Annotated in this window: 9 protein-coding genes and 2 rRNA genes; 4 read left to right on the top strand and 7 right to left on the bottom strand. The window is 59.8% G+C overall.

Translation table 11 applies throughout. The features are described from left to right. Positions 1 to 2 precede the first annotated feature (2 nt). Together rrf (BSF44_RS27870) and rrf (BSF44_RS27865) are read left to right on the top strand one after the other, a co-directional pair. Positions 3 to 118: ribosomal RNA gene (rrf, locus tag BSF44_RS27870) — 5S ribosomal RNA — on the top strand. A gap of 108 nt (positions 119 to 226) precedes the next feature. Beyond that, positions 227 to 342: ribosomal RNA gene (gene rrf / locus BSF44_RS27865) — 5S ribosomal RNA — on the top strand. A 55-nt stretch (positions 343 to 397) separates the two neighbouring features. Here the strand turns inward: rrf (BSF44_RS27865) and BSF44_RS27860 are convergent. The 5 genes from BSF44_RS27860 to BSF44_RS27840 all read right to left on the bottom strand — a co-directional run bounded on the left by BSF44_RS27860 (position 398) and on the right by BSF44_RS27840 (position 7,450). Beyond that, the gene (locus BSF44_RS27860; protein WP_095946222.1) at positions 398 to 865 is read right to left on the bottom strand and encodes an SRPBCC family protein; all 468 of its coding nucleotides are present in this window, start codon (positions 863 to 865) and stop codon (positions 398 to 400) included. Positions 866 to 887: 22 nt separating this feature from the next. After that, positions 888 to 4,298, bottom strand: a complete 3,411-nt coding sequence (locus BSF44_RS27855) for a non-ribosomal peptide synthetase (RefSeq protein ID WP_095946221.1) — start codon at positions 4,296 to 4,298, stop codon at positions 888 to 890. A gap of 13 nt (positions 4,299 to 4,311) precedes the next feature. Beyond that, positions 4,312 to 5,241, bottom strand: a complete 930-nt coding sequence (locus BSF44_RS27850) for a diiron oxygenase (RefSeq protein WP_095946220.1) — start codon at positions 5,239 to 5,241, stop codon at positions 4,312 to 4,314. Next, the gene (locus BSF44_RS27845; RefSeq protein ID WP_095946219.1) at positions 5,238 to 6,014 is read right to left on the bottom strand and encodes a DUF3050 domain-containing protein; all 777 of its coding nucleotides are present in this window, start codon (positions 6,012 to 6,014) and stop codon (positions 5,238 to 5,240) included. Before BSF44_RS27845 ends, BSF44_RS27850 begins: the two co-directional genes overlap by 4 nt. Before the next feature lie 725 nt (positions 6,015 to 6,739). Beyond that, positions 6,740 to 7,450, bottom strand: coding sequence for a GntR family transcriptional regulator (locus tag BSF44_RS27840; protein ID WP_095946218.1), 711 nt, complete (start codon positions 7,448 to 7,450; stop codon positions 6,740 to 6,742). Positions 7,451 to 7,646: 196 nt separating this feature from the next. Here BSF44_RS27840 and lapG point away from each other — a divergent pair, with 196 nt between their 5' ends. After that, the gene (gene lapG / locus BSF44_RS27835; protein WP_095946217.1) at positions 7,647 to 8,339 is read left to right on the top strand and encodes a cysteine protease LapG; all 693 of its coding nucleotides are present in this window, start codon (positions 7,647 to 7,649) and stop codon (positions 8,337 to 8,339) included. A gap of 14 nt (positions 8,340 to 8,353) precedes the next feature. Continuing rightward, complete coding sequence (lapD, locus tag BSF44_RS27830; protein WP_095946216.1) at positions 8,354 to 10,300, top strand: cyclic di-GMP receptor LapD; 1,947 nt, start codon at positions 8,354 to 8,356, stop codon at positions 10,298 to 10,300. 47 nt (positions 10,301 to 10,347) lie between these two features. Here the strand turns inward: lapD and BSF44_RS27825 are convergent, their stop codons facing one another. After that, positions 10,348 to 10,686, bottom strand: coding sequence for a tryptophan synthase subunit beta (locus BSF44_RS27825; protein ID WP_095946215.1), 339 nt, complete (start codon positions 10,684 to 10,686; stop codon positions 10,348 to 10,350). A gap of 146 nt (positions 10,687 to 10,832) precedes the next feature. Continuing rightward, a partial coding sequence (locus BSF44_RS27820) for an immunoglobulin-like domain-containing protein (RefSeq protein WP_172435408.1) occupies positions 10,833 to 17,399 on the bottom strand: 6,567 nt, incomplete at its 5' end.

Raw genomic sequence — 17,399 nt, 5'->3', positions numbered from 1 at the left:
TTCTTGACGACCATAGAGCGTTGGAACCACCTGATCCCATCCCGAACTCAGCAGTGAAACGATGCATCGCCGATGGTAGTGTGGGGTTTCCCCATGTGAGAGTAGGTCATCGTCAAGATTAAATTCCGAAACCCCTATCTGCGTATGCAGGTAGGGGTTTTGTTTTAGTAGAAGTCACCAGTTTTCACCGGCACGTTAAAATTCTAACGGGCTGGTCACAGAATTTCTTGACGACCATAGAGCGTTGGAACCACCTGATCCCATCCCGAACTCAGCAGTGAAACGATGCATCGCCGATGGTAGTGTGGGGTTTCCCCATGTGAGAGTAGGTCATCGTCAAGATTAAATTCCAAAACCCCTGTCTGCTCACGCAGACAGGGGTTTTGTCGTTTCAGTCTTACGCAAACAGCTTCAGCACATTGTTCATCGCATCATCGGCAAAACCCTGTACGAAAACCTTGAAGCCCGGCAGCGCCTCGGCGCCACCCTGAGCCGGTTCGGCAACGATGGTCCAGGTAGCTCGGGACTTGCCCGCACCCAGTGGTTCAACGCTCATTGCTGCCCACAGATTGGCCACACCCAGGGTGTTGTAGATAGTGGTCCAGGTCATGTGCCGTGCCTGGTCGTCCCGGGAGTTGAGTTGCTCGACCACCAGGTTGCCGTCGCTGAAAAACTTTTTGCGTAGCGATGACACGCCTTCACCCGTCATTTCGATGTGCGACAGCGCCGGGATGAAGCGATCGAAGCCGGCAAAGTTGCCGACTACGGCCCATACCTGCGTGGCATCGGCGGGCACGTCCACCGAGGACACCACCTGGCAGCCTTGAGGGTTTTTGATCAGGGTATCGGGTTGCAGAGTACTCATGGTCTTGCTCCATTGGGTCGAGTCAGATGAAATTGATTTCTTTGAGGTAGTCGCAGCCGCGACGCAGCAGCGCCGGGGACTTTTGCGGGTAGTGCGCGCCCATAAGCCGTACGCCGGCCTGGGCGTTGTCGTGACCGATCATCGAGATATCGCCGATGTCCTCCTCGAAGCCGTTGAGGTAGAACCCCAGCACGCCGAACAACGCGTTGTCGCTGTCGACCCGACCCAGTTGTTGTTGCCAGTCGGCGACGCTGACCATCGCGAATTCGCGCCCTGCCTCGCGGAAGGACGCCACGTAGTTGTCCCAGCTCAAGGGCTCGGGGTTGTGCAGGTTGAATACCGCTTGTTCCGGTTGATAACGACTGGCGTGGAAGGCGATGAATCGGGCGAGAAAGTCCACCGGCATCAAGTCGAAGTTCAAGGCGAACTCCGGCACTTGTCCCAGCTGGATCGAGCCCTTGAGCATCAGCATCAGGCGATTCTTGTGCGGCTGGCACACGCCCGTGAGGCTGTTGAAGCTGATGTTGCCGGGGCGGTAGAGATTGACCCGCACCCCAAGCTCCCGCGCCCGTTCGAGGATTCGCTCGCCGACCCATTTGGACAGGTTGTAGCCGTTCTTGATGTAGATCGGTGGAGTCGGGGCGGCCGGCAACTCAAGCACTCGGCCGTCGGCGGATATCGTGCTGGAGGCCGAGAGCGTCGAGACGAAATTGAAGATTTTTTTGCTGCGTCCTTCGCACAGGCGCAAACACTCGAAAATCGGCTCGACGTTGTCCCGGGCGAGCGACTCGTAATCGAGGACGTGATTGACGTTGGCCGCGTTGTGCACCAGGGCGCCAAACTCCTGATCCAGTCGCTGGTAAACCTCGGGCGCCAAACCGAGTTCCGGCCGCGTGATGTCTGCCGTGTAAACCCGCACCCGGCTCATATCCAGATGCTCCAGACGGTTCTCCCGCAAGGCTTGGGCAAAGCGCTCGTCCGCCGACTGCCCGCTGCCGTCGCGAACCAGGCAGGCGATTTCGCTGGCACCCCAGGCCAGCAACGCCTCGACGATGTGTACACCGACAAAACTGTTGGCACCGGTGACGATCACCTTGTGCACATCGCCCATGCGGCTGACGGGCAGCGGCTGAACATCCAGTTCGCGGAAGGCATCGCGCATGGCCTGTTCGCTCAGCACTTCTTCGCCGTCGGAGCCGCGGACCAGTGTCGCCAGTTTCGCGATAGTGGGCAGTTCGATGAAGCGATTGATCGAGATGCTGCGCCCGAACTCCTCGCGCAGTCGCAGGAGCATGCGCGACAGCAGGATCGAGTGCCCGCCAAGATTGAAGAAACTTTCGTCGGTGGAAATGTCGCTCGCCGGCAGCTCCAGCAACTCCGCCCATATCTCCAGCAGCAAGGCCTCATCGGCACTGGCGGGCAGACGTCGTGGAGGGTGCTCGGTGACGTTGAGCGGCAACTCCAGAAGCGCCTTACGGTCGACCTTGCCATTACTGGCGTAGGGCATGGCTGTCAGCTCGGTCCATGCAACGGGGAGCATGTAGTCCGGCAAGTGTTGTGTCGCGTGGGCCTTTAACGCTTGGCGAGCGCTGCCGGGAAGGTCTTCCCGGGGTTGGGCAAGGAAAGCCAGAATCCGCCGCTGGCTATCGATGACCACGGCAACCTGGCGGTACAACCGGCTGTCGCGCAGGCAGCGCTCAATCTCTTCCGGCTCGACCCGGAAACCGCGAATCTTCACCTGATTATCACGCCGACCACACAACTCAATCCCTTCGCTCGTCCACTTCGCCATGTCCCCAGTGCGATAGGCGCGCAGGGTCCGGCCATCAGGCAAGTTCAGGTCCAGATAGCGCTCAGCGGTTTGCTGGGGGTTGTTCAGATAACCCAGGCACACACCCGGACCGGCGATGTACAACTCGCCGACGGTTTGTTCGGCCACCGGTTGAAAGTCGTCATCGAGAATCAACACCTGGCTGTTGGCAATTGGAGCGCCCAGAGAGCGATTGTTGTCGCCTGGCTGGAGTTTGCGCGCGGTAATCAGCACCGTGGCTTCGGTGGGCCCGTAGAGGTTGTAGAGCTTGCCTTGGCGGCTCAGTTGCTCGATGACCCACGGCTCGCAGACATCGCCACCGGTCATCACATGGTCCAGGCACTGCAATTGCTCCAGCGGCAGGATGCTCAACAAGGCCGGCGGTAAAAAGGCGTGGCTCAGTTGCCGATGACGAATCAGGTCCACCAGTTGCAGCGGATCGCGGCGCTGGTCATCGCCGGGCACGATCAGTTCGGCGCCCTGCAACAGAGTGGGGAAGATGTCGATCAGTGATGAGTCGAAACTCAACGAAGAAAACTGCAACACCCGGCTCTGGCGGGTCAGCTGAACATAGTCGGCGTACCAGTGGGTGAAGTGCGCGAGGTTGGCCTGACTGAGCAGCACGCCCTTCGGATGGCCGGTGGTGCCCGAGGTATAGAGCGCCATGCATGGCGCATCGAGGTCGGGGCGTTGGCGCATCAAAGGTTGAGTGAGGTCCGCGTCGAGGGCGTCGATGCTGCTGATGTCCAGCCCTGGCATCCCGCTCGCCAGGGGATGCTCGCCGTCATGCAGCAACAACACCGCACCGGCGCTCGACAGGATGTACTGCTGACGTTGTAACGGATGGCTCGGTTCCAGCGGCAAGTACACCGCACCACTGCCCAGGATCGCCAGGATTCCCGCATACAGCGCACTGCATTTTGGCAGGCAGATCCCGATGACTACCGGGCCTTGATGCTGATCCAGAAGCGTCTGCAGACGTTGCTCGATGGCGCGGCTGTGGGTGTGCAACTGGCGATAGTCGAGGGTGTTGCCGTCGATGCTCAAGGCCGGATGGTCGGCACTCTGGATGCACTGTTGCTCCAGCCTCTCGATCATCGGCGTTTGCGCGAGTTGCTGCAGTCGTGGGTCGGCGGTGGCATTGAGGCGATGCACGAACGCAAGGCTGTCCAGAAACCGCAGGCTTTCGATGCGCTCAAAGCGGGCAGGTACGGCGGGTTCGGCGTGTTGAAAATAATCGGCATCGCGCGAGTAGCGGCTGACCAGCAACGCCACGTGGTCAACCAGTGCTGTCATGGCCTGCATACGCAACGCCTGGCCGTTACCCGACTGTTCATCGGCGATGGGTACACGGCTCAGCAGCGTTGAACCATGCCAGCACAACACGTCCAGCGATGGCAGGCCGGACGCTCGTGGCAGGCCAAGGCCCAACTGCAATGTCAGTCGTGGCGCCTGACCGGTGAATTGAAGCGAGGTGCCATCGTCGATCAGTAGATCCGCAGTCCCCGGCATTTCGTCGAGTGCGGATATCCGGGTCAGTGAGTGACCGTGTTGTTCGAGTTCCAGCGCCAGGTCGGCCATGGCCTGGCTTTGTCCATAGAGCAAGATGTCGAGACGTCTCATAATGGGCTCCTCGTCAAACCAGATAGTTGTTGAGGGCGGTTTGTACGCACGGCGAATCGAGCAGCGAGCTGCTGTGGAAAAACCGCACAATGTTGGCCACCAGTGGGTGATGACGATTGATCGGAAAGGCCAATGCCGACACTTCGTTCCTGAGGGCGTGGCGCGCTACGTCGTTGATCTGCAGTGCGTTGATCAAGCGGAAGTCGAAGGATTTCTGGATGTCATTGGTCAGGTAATGGGCAATGAACACCGGCAGGATCTGCGCGATGCTCTGGCGGTCGCCTGCACTTGCGGTATGCCAGTAGATGCGTACCAGCTGCGCCCAAAAACCGGAATGGCGCCCCTCGTCCAGCAAGTGATCGGCCATCAGGCCCTTGATCGATTGCTTGACTGTGTTGTCCTTGGCGAACGCGGCGACATCACCGGTCACCGTGTTTTCGGCGATGGCCACGCAGATCAGCTCTACAGCGCTACGCAGGTGCTCCGGTGCGAGCGCCACGGCCGCCGGTATCGCCAGGCTCAGCTCGATCTCATCCGGTAATTCAATGGGGGCGATACCGGTCATGGCGATGGTCTGTTGCATGAAATCCATCGCCACCAACGCGTGGTAATCCTCATCCACCACTACAGTCATGGCGTCGTAGCGGCAGGCGAACGGAAACTCGATCGCGAAGTGATTCTTGGCGATGCTGCGGGCGGTTTTGTCGACGATCTCGGTTTCGAAGATCACCACATCGTTGATGAACTTGTAGAGGGTCTGCACCAGGGCGAAGTCGCGCTGTTCCGGGCATTCGCGCAGAAAGGTTTCGCTCAGCACCAGCGGTTGCCGGCTCAAGGGATAGATCAGTTTGTCGTCGTTTTCCAGCACGCGGCGCGGGCGCGTACGGATGGTCGCGCGGTTTTCCCAGGCGTCGGCGAAGGATTGGTAGTCGGCGGCGTTCATGCGCTCACCTCCACGACGGATTTGTTCATGCTCAGGCGCAACCCGTCCCACAGGGCGATACGACTTTCCACGGCAGCGATGGCGCTGGCGTACACGTCTTCCTGCCGTTGCGGGTCGCTATCGACCAGTCGCGACAGGAGCTTTTCCGCTGCCGGGCCGTGGTCCTCGGAATCGACCTCAATGTGCCGTTCGAGGTAGTACCGGAAAGTCGGCGCCTGTTCGATGCCGATGCCCCAATCGTCGAGGATGCGCTGGAACATCTGAGGGATAACGCTCTCGCGACCGTGCAGAAACGCCGCCGCCACACTGTGACCTGGCGCATGCAGTGCGGTGTGTAGCGTATGGCGAACGAAATTGGCGGCCGCCGGTTCGACGTTGATGCTCTGCAAGGCCACATCGTAGCTCACGCCTTCTTGCTGCAGGGCCACGAAGCGTTCGATGGCAAGGGTGCATGCCCCGACTTCGCGCATTGCATCCAGGTACAACTCGAAGTGGCTGTAATGACCCTGGGCCGGACGATCATCCGACTCCTCACCCAGTACGATCTCGTTAATCAACCGCGCGGCCTGGGGATCCTGCGGCGGTAGCCAGGGCAGTCGCACGCAGGTCAGCTCCTGTTGCAGGCGCTTGGTCAGCGACATGAAGTCCCATACGGCAAACACGTGGGTTTCCATGAAGCGTCGCAGGACCGGCAGCGAATGTATTTCAGAGAAGATCGGGTGTTCGCCAAGTTCGGTCTTTTTTTGAAGCAGTCGTTCTTTAGTTGGTTTCATGGATGAGCCTGTAAATGATCTTGGATAAAAAGTCATCGAGCACTGAAGTTCGCTGGAAGTTTTCTCCTGGCGAACGGGTACCTCAAACGTATTGATCTTTTTCAGTGCTATGGACGCCGAGTAACTGAGGCGCTACTGCCGCTTGTGGCTGGCGGCGAAGAAAAATTAATACACATATAAAGTGTTGATCAAGTTGTTTTGTTGTTATTTGAGTATTCAACTTTTTCGAAGATGACAAGTTCCAATAAAACTTTTTATGTTGGTTTTATTTTGGCGTAGTTACTCCTTCCGGCTTATATAAGTCAGAATTGAATAAAGAGTGAATGCCTCACTCGAAGTAACTTTTTTACGGGCGTCGTTTGGGGGTGTCTAAGGGGGTGGAAGTGGGTCGCGAGTGATGCCGATCCTTCCGTTCCCGTGATGAGGCTCCTTCCTTCGCTTCTCGGGGCAGGGACTGCTCCATTCGCACGGAGCGTCACCCGTTTTTTGTCCTGGTTATCCAGAGTGGGCGTAAATCGAGGTGGCCGCCATTACTGAGGCATCATGCAATCGTTGCAATGGTCGGTTTTAAGGCGGCGGGACGTTGGGGCGCGGTATGGCGCCGCAAGGGCGGTTTGGTATGGGGGCAGGGGATTTGTAATCAAATTATTCGCGGAGCATTTGGAGGGAATGCGCGGCAAGCGAGGAAAACCCTTCGGTACATTCCCCGGGCTTGCCGCCGCAGGCTACTTCGACTTGTTCCTGGCCTGTACTTCAGGGCTGTTGAGGTAGCGCGTAATGACCTCGACCCCCCGGTTCAGGTGATGCTCGAGCAGTTGCACGGAACGTTCGACGTCCCGGGCTTCGGCTGCCTGCAACAGTGCCTTGTGGTCATCCTGGGAAAGTTTGCCCAGGCCCATGGCTTCCAGGTTGAAACGCAGGAAGCGCTCTTCTTCGTTCAGGCCGTCCTCGACCAGTTTCAACAGCCGGCGATTCGGCGCCCGGGTGTAAAGCGCCATGTGGAACAGGCGATTCAGTCGACCGATTTCGGTGTAGTCGCTTTCCGTTTCCAGTTCGTCGATGTAGCGGGCAGCCTCTTCGAGATCTTCGTCCCGAAGCAGTGGCACCGACAGACGCAGAGCTTCGGCTTCCAGCAGGATGCGCAGCGCATAGGTTTCCACGGCATCGCCCTGGACCAGCGGCGCGACCACGGCGCCCTTGTGGGCAATCACGTTGAGCAACGATTGCGCTTCGAGTTGGCGCAAGGCTTCGCGTACGGGCATGCGGCTGACGCCGAACAGGTCGGCGAGGTCTTGCTGACGCAGGGCCGCACCGCAGGGAATGCGCCCGTCGAGTATGGCCGCGCGCAGGGTTTCTTCGATCACCGAGCGTGCCATGTGTGCGGGAATCGGCCCGTTGACCTTGATGCTGCCGAGAGGGTTGGGCTTTTGTGTCACTAAACGCACCCTGATTGATGGAATATTTTTGGATCCAAGTGACACTAGTAACTGACTGACTGCTTGTCAAACAAGCTCTCGAGTGCCTTTCTTGCAGTTTAGCGCGCCGCCAGTGATCTCACCGTGCCATTGTCTTTTTCCGGGCTAACCTTCACCATTCGAACGACTCCCTCCTGCCTATCCAGGATGCCTTGCATTGGTGGCAAGTTTAACGATTCCCCAGGTTTTACGCTGGCTGTGCAGCGCATTGCTGCTGACTGGCGTGATGCTGGGCAGTTTGAGCGCCGATTGGGATTTTTCCTTGATCAGCCGGCGGGCGCAGGCATTGTACGGACCTTTGGGAGAAGGTCAGCAACGCATTAATGATTGGCAATACTTATTGACTAGCCAGAAGCAGATCGGCGAGCTGGAACAACTCAATGTGGTCAATCGTTTCTTCAACAAGCAGTTGCGATACGTCGAAGACATCGATCTGTGGCATGAAGTCGACTACTGGGAAACCCCGATCGAAGCCCTCTGGAAAGGCGCCGGCGACTGTGAAGACTACGCTATTGCCAAGTACTTCAGCCTGCGACACCTCGGTGTAGCCAGTGAAAAGCTGCGTATCACCTATGTCAAGGCACTGACCCAGAACCGCGCGCACATGGTGCTGACTTACTATTCAAGCCCGGAAGTCGAGCCCCTGGTGCTCGACAGCCTGATTGATGCAATAAAGCCGGCCAGCCAAAGAAAGGATTTGCTGCCGGTCTACTCTTTCAATGCGGAAGGGATGTGGTTGCCGGGTGCCAAGGGCAATAAAAAGGTCGGCGATTCCAAGCGCCTTTCGCGTTGGCAGGATGTGTTGAAAAAAATGCAGGCCGAAGGATTCCCGGTCGAGACGACTAACTAGGAGCACGTGCTCAGATGTCTTTGTTCAAACAGCTGTTGATTGCTATCTGTCTGTTCCTGGTGGTCGCCTTCACCGGCAGTTTCATGGTCAGTCTGGAGAGCTCGCGCACTCAGTACGTCAACCAGTTGCGCTCCCATGCCCAGGACGCCGCGACGGCGCTGGCGCTTTCCCTGACACCGAACATCGACGACCCGGCGATGGTCGAGTTGCTGGTCAGCTCGATTTTCGACAGCGGTTACTACGCGAGCATCCGCGTGGTCGATCTGAAGACCGACCAGGCCCTGGTCGAGCGCACGGGCATTCCGACGGTCAACAGCGTTCCGGACTGGTTCGTCAAACTGATCGGCCTGGAGCCGGCAGGTGGTGATGCGATCGTCAGCCGTGGCTGGGAGCAGGCTGCCCGGGTCGAGGTGGTCAGCCACCCGATGTTCGCGCTGGCCAAGTTGTGGCAAAGCGCTTTGGGCAGCCTGGGCTGGTTGCTGCTTTGTGGCGCGGTCAGTGCGGTACTCGGCGCACTGTTGCTGCGTCAGCAATTGAGACCGCTCGATTACATGGTCCAGCAATCCCACGCCATCGCCCGACGGGAATTTCTCAGCCTGCCGGAACTGCCGCGCACCCCCGAACTTCGCCGGGTGGTGCAGGCTATGAACCAGATGGTCGAGAAGCTCAAGGCGCTGTTCCAGGAGCAGGCCGAGCGCAGTGAAAAACTACGGGTCGAGTCCTATCAGGACTCGTTGACCGGGTTGGCCAACCGGCGTTATTTCGAGATGCAATTGAATGCGCGGGTAAGTAACCCGGAGCAGGCCAGTTCCGGTTACCTGCTGCTGTTGCGGGTCAAGGATCTGGCCGGTCTGAATCAGCGTCTCGGTGGCCAGCGTACCGATGAAGTGCTCAAGGCCGTCGGCGAGCAACTGTCTCGCGAGTGCGCCAGATACCCGGAAACCCAAAACCTGGTCACCCGAATCCGTGGTGGTGAATTTGCCGTACTGGCACCGGGGCTGGTGCGCGCGGAAGCACTGCAATTGGCACAGAACCTCGACAGCGCCTTGGCCAGTCTTCACGCTACCGGCGCCACCGATGTGGCTGCCGTGGCGTCTATCGGTCTGGCGCCTTTCGCTCACGGCGACTCGCCGCAAGCCGTGCTCAGCCTCGGCGACCAGGCGCTGGCGCAGGCCGAAGGCCAGGGCGAGCAGAACTGGGCCTGTATCGAGCACAGCCTCTCGGCCAGTGTCGGCGACGATCACCACGCCTGGCATCTGATGCTCGACCAGGCGCTGACACAGCGACGTTTCGAGCTGTATTTCCAACCGGTAGTGGCTGCACAGGACACGCAACTGGTGCTGCACTACAAAGTGCTGTCGCGGCTGCTCGACGAACACGGCCAGACCATCCCCGCCGGACGTTTTCTGCCTTGGCTGGAGCGCTTCGGCTGGACTGCGCGTCTGGATCGGCTGATGCTCGAGCGGGTGTTGGAGCAAATGAGCGGGCATGAGGAGTCGCTGGCGCTGAATCTATCGTCGGCTACCCTGGCCGACCCCCAGGCGCAAAACAAAATCTTCGAGATACTGCGCGCGCACTCCAACCTCGGCCCGCGTCTGACCCTGGAAATTGGCGAAGAGCAACTGCCTGACCAGGCAGTGCTGGAGCAACTGACCCGCCACCTGCGCGAACTCGGGTTTTCCCTGAGCCTGCAACGTTTTGGCGGCCGCTTCAGCATGATCGGCAACCTGGCTCGTCTGGGTCTGGCGTACCTGAAAATCGATGGCAGCTACATTCGGTCGATCGATCTGGAGAGTGACAAACGCCTGTTCATCGAGGCGATCCAGCGAGCGGCGCACAGCATCGATTTGCCGCTGATTGCCGAGCGGGTCGAGACGCAAGGCGAGTTGTCGGTGATTCGTGAGATGGGGCTATACGGTGTGCAGGGCCAGTTGTTCGGCGAGCCCAAGCCCTGGAGCTGATGTGATCGCTCCCACGCAGCGCGTGGGAATGACCGCAGGGGCGCGCGTCAGATCAATCCGGTCTCTTCATCATCGATCAATTGACTCAACCCACCCAACGCCTCACGCGCCTGGTTTCGGTCCATGAGCTTGGCCTGGGCCGCCGTCGGCAGGTCAGTGACGCGGATCACGCCTTTCTGGGTCAGCACCTGAATCAAGTCATCGAGTACCCGGATCATTTCCAGGTCACTTTGCTTGAGCTGTTTGAGGCTGTTTTCCACAGCCGCGTTGGCAAACCAGGCCTGGATCTCATGATTGTCGGCCGACAGCGTTTCCGTAGCCTCGGCATAGGCGGCGGGTTCCACGCGTACCAACAGGCCCTGCGTATCGCGTTGCACGTAAAACATTGAGCATCCCTCGGAATTGAACCAGCGTCGTGCTGTCGGCAGCATAGGTCAACGGCACGCCAGTATGTGGCGCAGCGACGAAATCGTCACCGGGCAGTGGATGCAAACGTGACAGCCGCCCCATAGGGAGCGGCCGTTTTCGTGCATCAGCTGTTGTTGTGATCGACTTTGATGGTCGGGTCGCTACCGGCAATCAGGCTTTGCAGGTTGGCGCTAGACCAGTTATTGCCCTCCAGTTTGATCGTCACGTCCGGCGTGGCGGCTGCGGCATTGCCCGAGTTGAACTGACCGGCCGAGCTGACTTGCAGCGACGACACGCCATCGACCGTGCTGATCTTCAGGAAGTTGTCGATGGTGCTGCCGGTTTCGCCCTGCAACAGATCGCGCAGGTCGATCCGGTCGCCTTCGCTGGCCTTGAAGTCCTTGATCACGTCGTTGCCGGTGTCGCCCGCTTTCCAGACGAAGGTATCACCGCCGGAACCACCGATCAGGATGTCGTTGCCCTGTCCGCCCATCAACGTGTCGCTGCCGGTGCCGCCGAGCAGGATGTCATTGCCCTTGCCACCGTCGAGGTTGTCGTTACCACCCGAGCCGAACAGGATGTCATTGCCCGCACCGCCCAACAGGGTGTCGTTGCCGTCATGGGCACCGGATACATCGAACGCGGTGTAATGCTCGGTGATGTACTGGTGCACATTGCTGGTGGTGACTTTGCTGACTTCCACACCGGATTGCTGCGCCACGAAGGCTTGCATCGCCTGGTAACCCTCGCCGGCAATGCCGTTGAAGCTCACCAGGTCGCCGAACAGAAGGTCGTTGCCGTCGCCACCGCTGACGGTGTCGTGACCCGGCGTTGTCGCTTCGGTGTGGCCGATGATCGAGTTGGCCAGATCCTTCGGATCGATGTTGGTTTGTGGCGATTGATTCGAGTCGTACGGCTTCAGGTCGTTGAGGCCCACTCCGCTGTTGAGGCCAATGGCTTCGACATTCGACAGGTTGCTCAGCAGTGCAAAGCTGCCGGTGGAGTTGCTGATGGTGTCCGAATCGGTGCTGCTGCCGTCGCCGTCACGCGACGAGAACTCGTAGGTGCCGTCACCCTGGGCATGCAGAGAGCCGAAGTTCTTGGATGACCAGCTTTCGCTGCTATTGCCATTGCCGTTGCCGTTGCCGTTGTTGCCGTTGCTGCTGGTGGTCTTGGTCCAGACCGTCACTTGGCCCGAGGCGGAAATGTCGATCTGGTGCGTGCTGTCCGGGAACAGACTGACCGCAGTACCCAGCTGATAGCTTTTGGTGGTGATCAGACTATCGAGTGTTGTGCTGCCATACAGGATCGGGTTGGTCGACTCGCCGCTCTGATAGTAAGTCGGCTTACCGTCAGTAATGAAATACGTGAGGTTCTTCGCCCCGCTGTTGGCCACGGCGTCCGCACTCTGGAACCAGTTGGCCGTGGTTTTGAACACGTCCTCGTAGTTGGTGCCGCCGCCGGACGACATCGAGTCCAGAGTCTGCTTCAACTGAGTCAGTGCATTGGAGTCATTGAGGTTCACCGACACCGACTTGTTGACCTGGGCATCGAAGTCCACCAGGAAGATGTTCACCGTACCCGAATTGCTGCCCAGGCTTTGCTTGAGGGTGTTGAACACCGACGTCAGCGAGTCCTTGGCCGAGTTGATCGACGTGCTACTCATGCTGCCGGAGCTGTCGACCATGAACGCGATGTTGTAGTTGGCGCCTGGCACCACGGTCAGGCCGCCAATGTCGGCGATGATGATGTCGTTGCCGTCGGTGCCGTTGACGGTGTCATCGCCCGCAGTGGCGGTCGCGGCGTTGTAGACCGCCGGGTACACGGTCACGGGAATCTGCGAAGTGCTGCTGGCCGAACCACCCAGGGCCTCGGTGGAGGTCGAGGTCACGGTCAGGTTGAACTGGCCGTTGTAGTACGGTGGTGGAGTGACGGTCAGAGAGCCGAGGCTCCAGCCGGTCACGTTGGCTTCGCCACTGGACGCGGTGACCGTGAAGGTATGTCCCGCGCTGTCGGTGAGCACCGAGCCGACCGGCATACCGCTGATCTTCAGGCTCAGGCTTTCCGAGCCGTCGGTGTCGGTCAGCGCAGTGGTGATGGCGGACAATTTCACACTGGTGCCTTCGGCGCCGGTATTGAGTTTGTAACCGTCGTAGTAGCCCTCGCCATTGGTGCCGTGCAAGTCGGACACGGTCACGCCGGCATTCACCAGATCCGACACGCCGGTGTAAATCGGTACGCCGGCACTGCTCAGGTCGGTTGGTGTGCCGCCATTGACCGACAGATTGACGTCATAGCTGCCCGGGCCACTCTGGTTGTGGTGGTAGATGTCCAGGGTGTAGTAGCCGCTGGTGGTCGGGGTGTACGAACCATTGAGGTTGCCGCCCGCGCCCCAGGTGATCGCGGCGACGTTCTTGCCGCCGATGGTCACCAGCAGGCTGTCATCGCCAACACCGCTGAAGGTGTAGGTCTTGCCGGCTTCGAGGTAGATCAGGCCGGAGGTTTTCGACGCCGTACCGGCGGTCACGCTACCGTCGGACTGCACGTTGGTCACGGTGCCTGTGGAGTTCGGTGTGCCCGCGGCGTCGATCACGTTTTTCAGCGTGGTGGAGTCCGCGCCGCTGCCGCTGGTGCCCAGGCCCGACAGGCCGGTCCAGACTTCCTTGATCAGCCCGGTGGACCTTACGCTGTTGTCGGCAACGCTCAGGGTCGGGGCATCCGCCACCGGAGTGATGTCGATCTTGATCGTGCCGGTGTTGCCCAGTGCCTGGCCGTCGGTTGGCTGGAACTTGATTTGTGCGTAGTCGGACTGATTGTTGCCAAGGTTGGTACCGCTGTATCCGTCCACGCCCGATTCGTTGGCATCCGGCATGAAGCGCAGTTTGCCAGCGTCGACGTCGGCTTTGCTGAAGGTCTGGTTGGCGGCGACATCTTTCCAGGTCGAACCGTCCAGGTACTGCAGTTTGCCCTCGACCGGCAGTTGGGTGATTTTCACGCCCAGACTGGTGGCCGGGCTGTCGACGTCGCTGACGCCGAAGGTCGACCAGCCGAGGACCAGCGGCGTGTCTTCGGTGCCGGTGACGTTGACCGGTGCTGCGACCGGTGCATCATTGACCGCCACCACGTTGACCGTAGTGGTCGCGGTGTTGGAGTAGTTGCTGCCATCGGTCACCGTCACGGTGATGGTACGTGGCACGGTGCTCGGGTTTTCACTGTTGTTGGTGAAGGTGATGTTCTTGATCTGCTGCATGTAGTCGGCCAGCGTCGCGTTACCCGACAGGGTCAGGGTGACGGTGCCATTGGTGCTGTTGGCATTGATGGTGATGCCGTTGACGCTGTTGCCCAGGTTCAGCGCATCGCCGTCCTGACGGTTGGTCAGCACGATGGTCGCGCCGGTCAGCATCGTGCTGTCCGGGTCGGTGATGCTCAGGTCGGTGTCGCCGATCGACACACCCGCCCCCGGGGTGTTCTCGGTGAAGGTCACCTTGTAATCGGCCCCGGTGGCACCGCTGGAGTTGTTGGCGTCGAGGTCCAGTGCTGGTGGTGCATCGTTGTCGATGATCGAAGTGTTGACGCTGCCATTGGACGCGCTGATCGCCAGATTCTCGAAGTTGCCGCCGGTGGCCGAGTCGATCTTGACCACGAAGTTTTCGGTGTTTTCGGTGATCCGGTCATCGATGGTCGAAATGTCGAACGGCACGCTGCTGGCATTCGCCGGGATCTTGACCGTCGTCACACCGGTGAAGTCCACACCATTGGCTGCGGTGCCAGAGTAGGTCAGGGTTACGGTCACTTCACCGTGAGCCGGGTTGGTCAGCGCGAGGGTGTAATGCGCTGCCTGACCCTCGACGACAGATGTATCACCCGTGATGCTGATAGTGGTGATGTCACCGGTGTTGGCCGGCGTATTCGGCGTACCTGAACCTGCTTCATCGGTGACGGCGGTGGTGAACTGGTCTTTGCCCAGGGTCAGTTTCTCGAAACTGTCAGCGCCGCTGACCGATTCCAGCTTGTTGACGATGGACGGCTGGCCGCCGGTGTAGACGTCATCCTTGGCGATGATGGTGGCGGAAGCGGTTGCGGTATTGGCTGGAACGGTGACTTTGGTGCCATCGGAGAGGGTGAACTCCAGCGGACCGTGGTTATTGATCGGCAGACCCGCCGCGTTGGTCAGGGTCACGGTGTAGGTCACCGAGCCGCCTTCGGCCACGGTGGATTTGTCCGCAGTCAGGGTCGCGATCACTTCGCTGACGGTGTCGGTGATGGCCACGTTGGCCGCCGTGCCGTCGATCACCAGGTTTTCGAACGCTTTGCCGTCGACGCTGGCCGAACCGACGGTCAGGCTCAGGTTGCTTGGGTCTTTGTAGACGTCGTCGCCCTGCACTGGCGCGGTGTAGATGGCCGACAGCTTGCCCGCTTCAATGGTGACGGTGCCGCCGTTGCTCAGGGTGACCTTGAGGTCGTGATCGAGCTTCTGGTCAACCTTGACGGTGAAGGTCGGCGCGAGGTTTTCCTGTACGCCGCCATTGCCTTCGATGCTGACGGTGACTTGGTCGCCCTGACCCGATGGTTCATCGGTGACAGTAGTTTTGACGTCGGTTTGGCTCAGGGTCAGTTTTTCGAAGTTGTCTGCGCCAGTGACCGATTCCAGTTTGTTGACGATCGCTGCCTGGCCGCCGGTGAACACGTCGTCGGCCGCGGCGATGGTTGCTGTGCCGGTCGCGGTGTTGGCCGGGACGGTGATCTTGGTGCCGTCGGAGAGGGTGAACTCTAACGGACCATGGTTATTGATCGGCAGGCCGGCCGCGTTGGTCAGGGTCACGGTGTAGGTGACCTGGCCGCCTTCGGCCACGGTGGATTTGTCCGCAGTCAGGGTCGCGATGACTTCGCTGACGGTGTCGGTGATGGCCACGTTGGCCGCGGTGCCGTCGATCACCAGGTTCTCGAAGGTTTTGCCGTCAACCGTTGCATCGCTGACGCCAATCGAGAGGGTCTGACCGTCCTTGTAGACGTCGTCGCCCTGCACTGGCGCGGTGTAGATGGCCGACAGCTTGCCCGCTTCAATGGTGACGGTGCCGCCGTTGCTCAGGGTGACCTTGAGGTCGTGATCGAGTTTCTGGTCAACCTTGACGGTGAAGGTCGGCGCAAGGTTTTCCTGCACACCGCCGTTGCCTTCGATGCTCACCGTGACCTGGTCGCCCTGACCCGATGGTTCATCGGTGACAGTGGTGGTGAGTTGGTCCTTGCCAAGGGTCAACTTCTCGAAAGTGTCCGCGCCGCTGACGCTCTCGAGTTTGTTGACGATCGCTGCCTGGCCGCCGGTGAACACGTCGTCGGCAGCGGCGATGGTCGCCGTGCCAGTCGCGGTATTGGCCGGGACGGTGATCTTGGTGCCGTCGGAGAGGGTGAACTCCAGCGGACCATGGTTATTGATCGGCAGGCCGGCCGCGTTGGTCAGGGTCACGGTGTAGGTCACCGAACCGCCTTCGGCCACGGTGGATTTGTCCGCGGTCAAAGTGGCGATGACTTCGCTGACGGTGTCGGTGATGGCCACGTTGGCCGCGGTGCCGTCGATCACCAGGTTCTCGAAGGTTTTGCCGTCGACGCTGGCGCCGCTGACACCCACCGTCAGGGTCTGGCCGTCCTTGTAGACGTCGTCGCCCTGCACCGGTGCGGTGTAAATGGCCGACAGCTTGCCCGCTTCAATGGTGACGGTGCCGCCATTGCTCAGGGTGACCTTGAGGTCATGATCGAGCTTCTGGTCAAGCTTGACGGTGAAGGTCGGCGCAAGGTTTTCCTGCACACCGCCATTGCCTTCGATGCTGACGGTGACCTGGTCGCCCTGACCCGATGGTTCATCGGTGACAGTGGTGGTGAGTTGGTCCTTGCCAAGGGTCAACTTCTCGAAACTGTCAGCGCCGCTGACCGATTCCAGTTTGTTGACGATCGCTGCCTGGCCGCCGGTGAACACGTCGTCGGCAGCAGCGATGGTCGCCGTACCAGTCGCGGTATTGGCCGGGACGGTGATCTTGGTGCCGTCGGACAGGGTGAACTCCAACGGACCATGGTTATTGATCGGCAGACCGGCCGCGTTGGTCAGGGTCACGGTGTAGGTCACCGAGCCGCCTTCGGCCACGGTGGATTTATCCGCAGTCAAAGTGGCGATGACTTCGCTGACGGTGTCGGTGATGGCCACGTTGGCCGCCGTGCCGTCGATCACCAGGTTTTCGAAGGTTTTGCCGTCGACGCTGGCGCCGCTGACACCCACCGTCAGGGTCTGGCCGTCCTTGTAGACGTCGTCGCCCTGCACCGGTGCGGTGTAGATGGCCGACAATTTGCCCGCTTCAATGGTGACGGTGCCGCCGTTGCTCAGGGTGACCTTGAGGTCATGATCGAGCTTCTGGTCAAGCTTGACGGTGAAGGTCGGCGCGAGGTTTTCCTGCACACCGCCATTGCCTTCGATGCTGACGGTGACTTGGTCGCCCTGACCCGATGGTTCATCGGTGACAGTAGTTTTGACGTCGGTTTGGCTCAGGGTCAGTTTTTCGAAGTTGTCTGCGCCAGTGACCGATTCCAGTTTGTTGACGATCGGTGCCTGACCGCCGGTGAAGACGTCGTCGGCAGCGGCGATGGTCGCCGTGCCAGTCGCGGTGTTGGCCGGGACGGTGATCTTGGTGCCGTCGGAGAGGGT

It is taken from the genome of Pseudomonas sp. ACN8 (assembly GCF_002303925.1).
Taxonomy (GTDB): domain Bacteria; phylum Pseudomonadota; class Gammaproteobacteria; order Pseudomonadales; family Pseudomonadaceae; genus Aquipseudomonas.
Note: the sequence above shows the minus strand (reverse complement) of the source record. Positions and strands in the feature narration are given on the sequence as shown.

What these genes read in the sequence shown, in the direction of transcription:
- BSF44_RS27860 (WP_095946222.1), bottom strand. Translation starts at nt 865, where the DNA reads ATGAGTACTCTGCAACCCGATACCCTGATCAAAAACCCTCAAGGCTGC.
- BSF44_RS27855 (WP_095946221.1), bottom strand. Translation starts at nt 4,298, where the DNA reads ATGAGACGTCTCGACATCTTGCTCTATGGACAAAGCCAGGCCATGGCC.
- BSF44_RS27850 (WP_095946220.1), bottom strand. Translation starts at nt 5,241, where the DNA reads ATGAACGCCGCCGACTACCAATCCTTCGCCGACGCCTGGGAAAACCGC.
- BSF44_RS27845 (WP_095946219.1), bottom strand. Translation starts at nt 6,014, where the DNA reads ATGAAACCAACTAAAGAACGACTGCTTCAAAAAAAGACCGAACTTGGC.
- lapD (WP_095946216.1), top strand. Translation starts at nt 8,354, where the DNA reads ATGTCTTTGTTCAAACAGCTGTTGATTGCTATCTGTCTGTTCCTGGTG.
- BSF44_RS27825 (WP_095946215.1), bottom strand. Translation starts at nt 10,686, where the DNA reads ATGTTTTACGTGCAACGCGATACGCAGGGCCTGTTGGTACGCGTGGAA.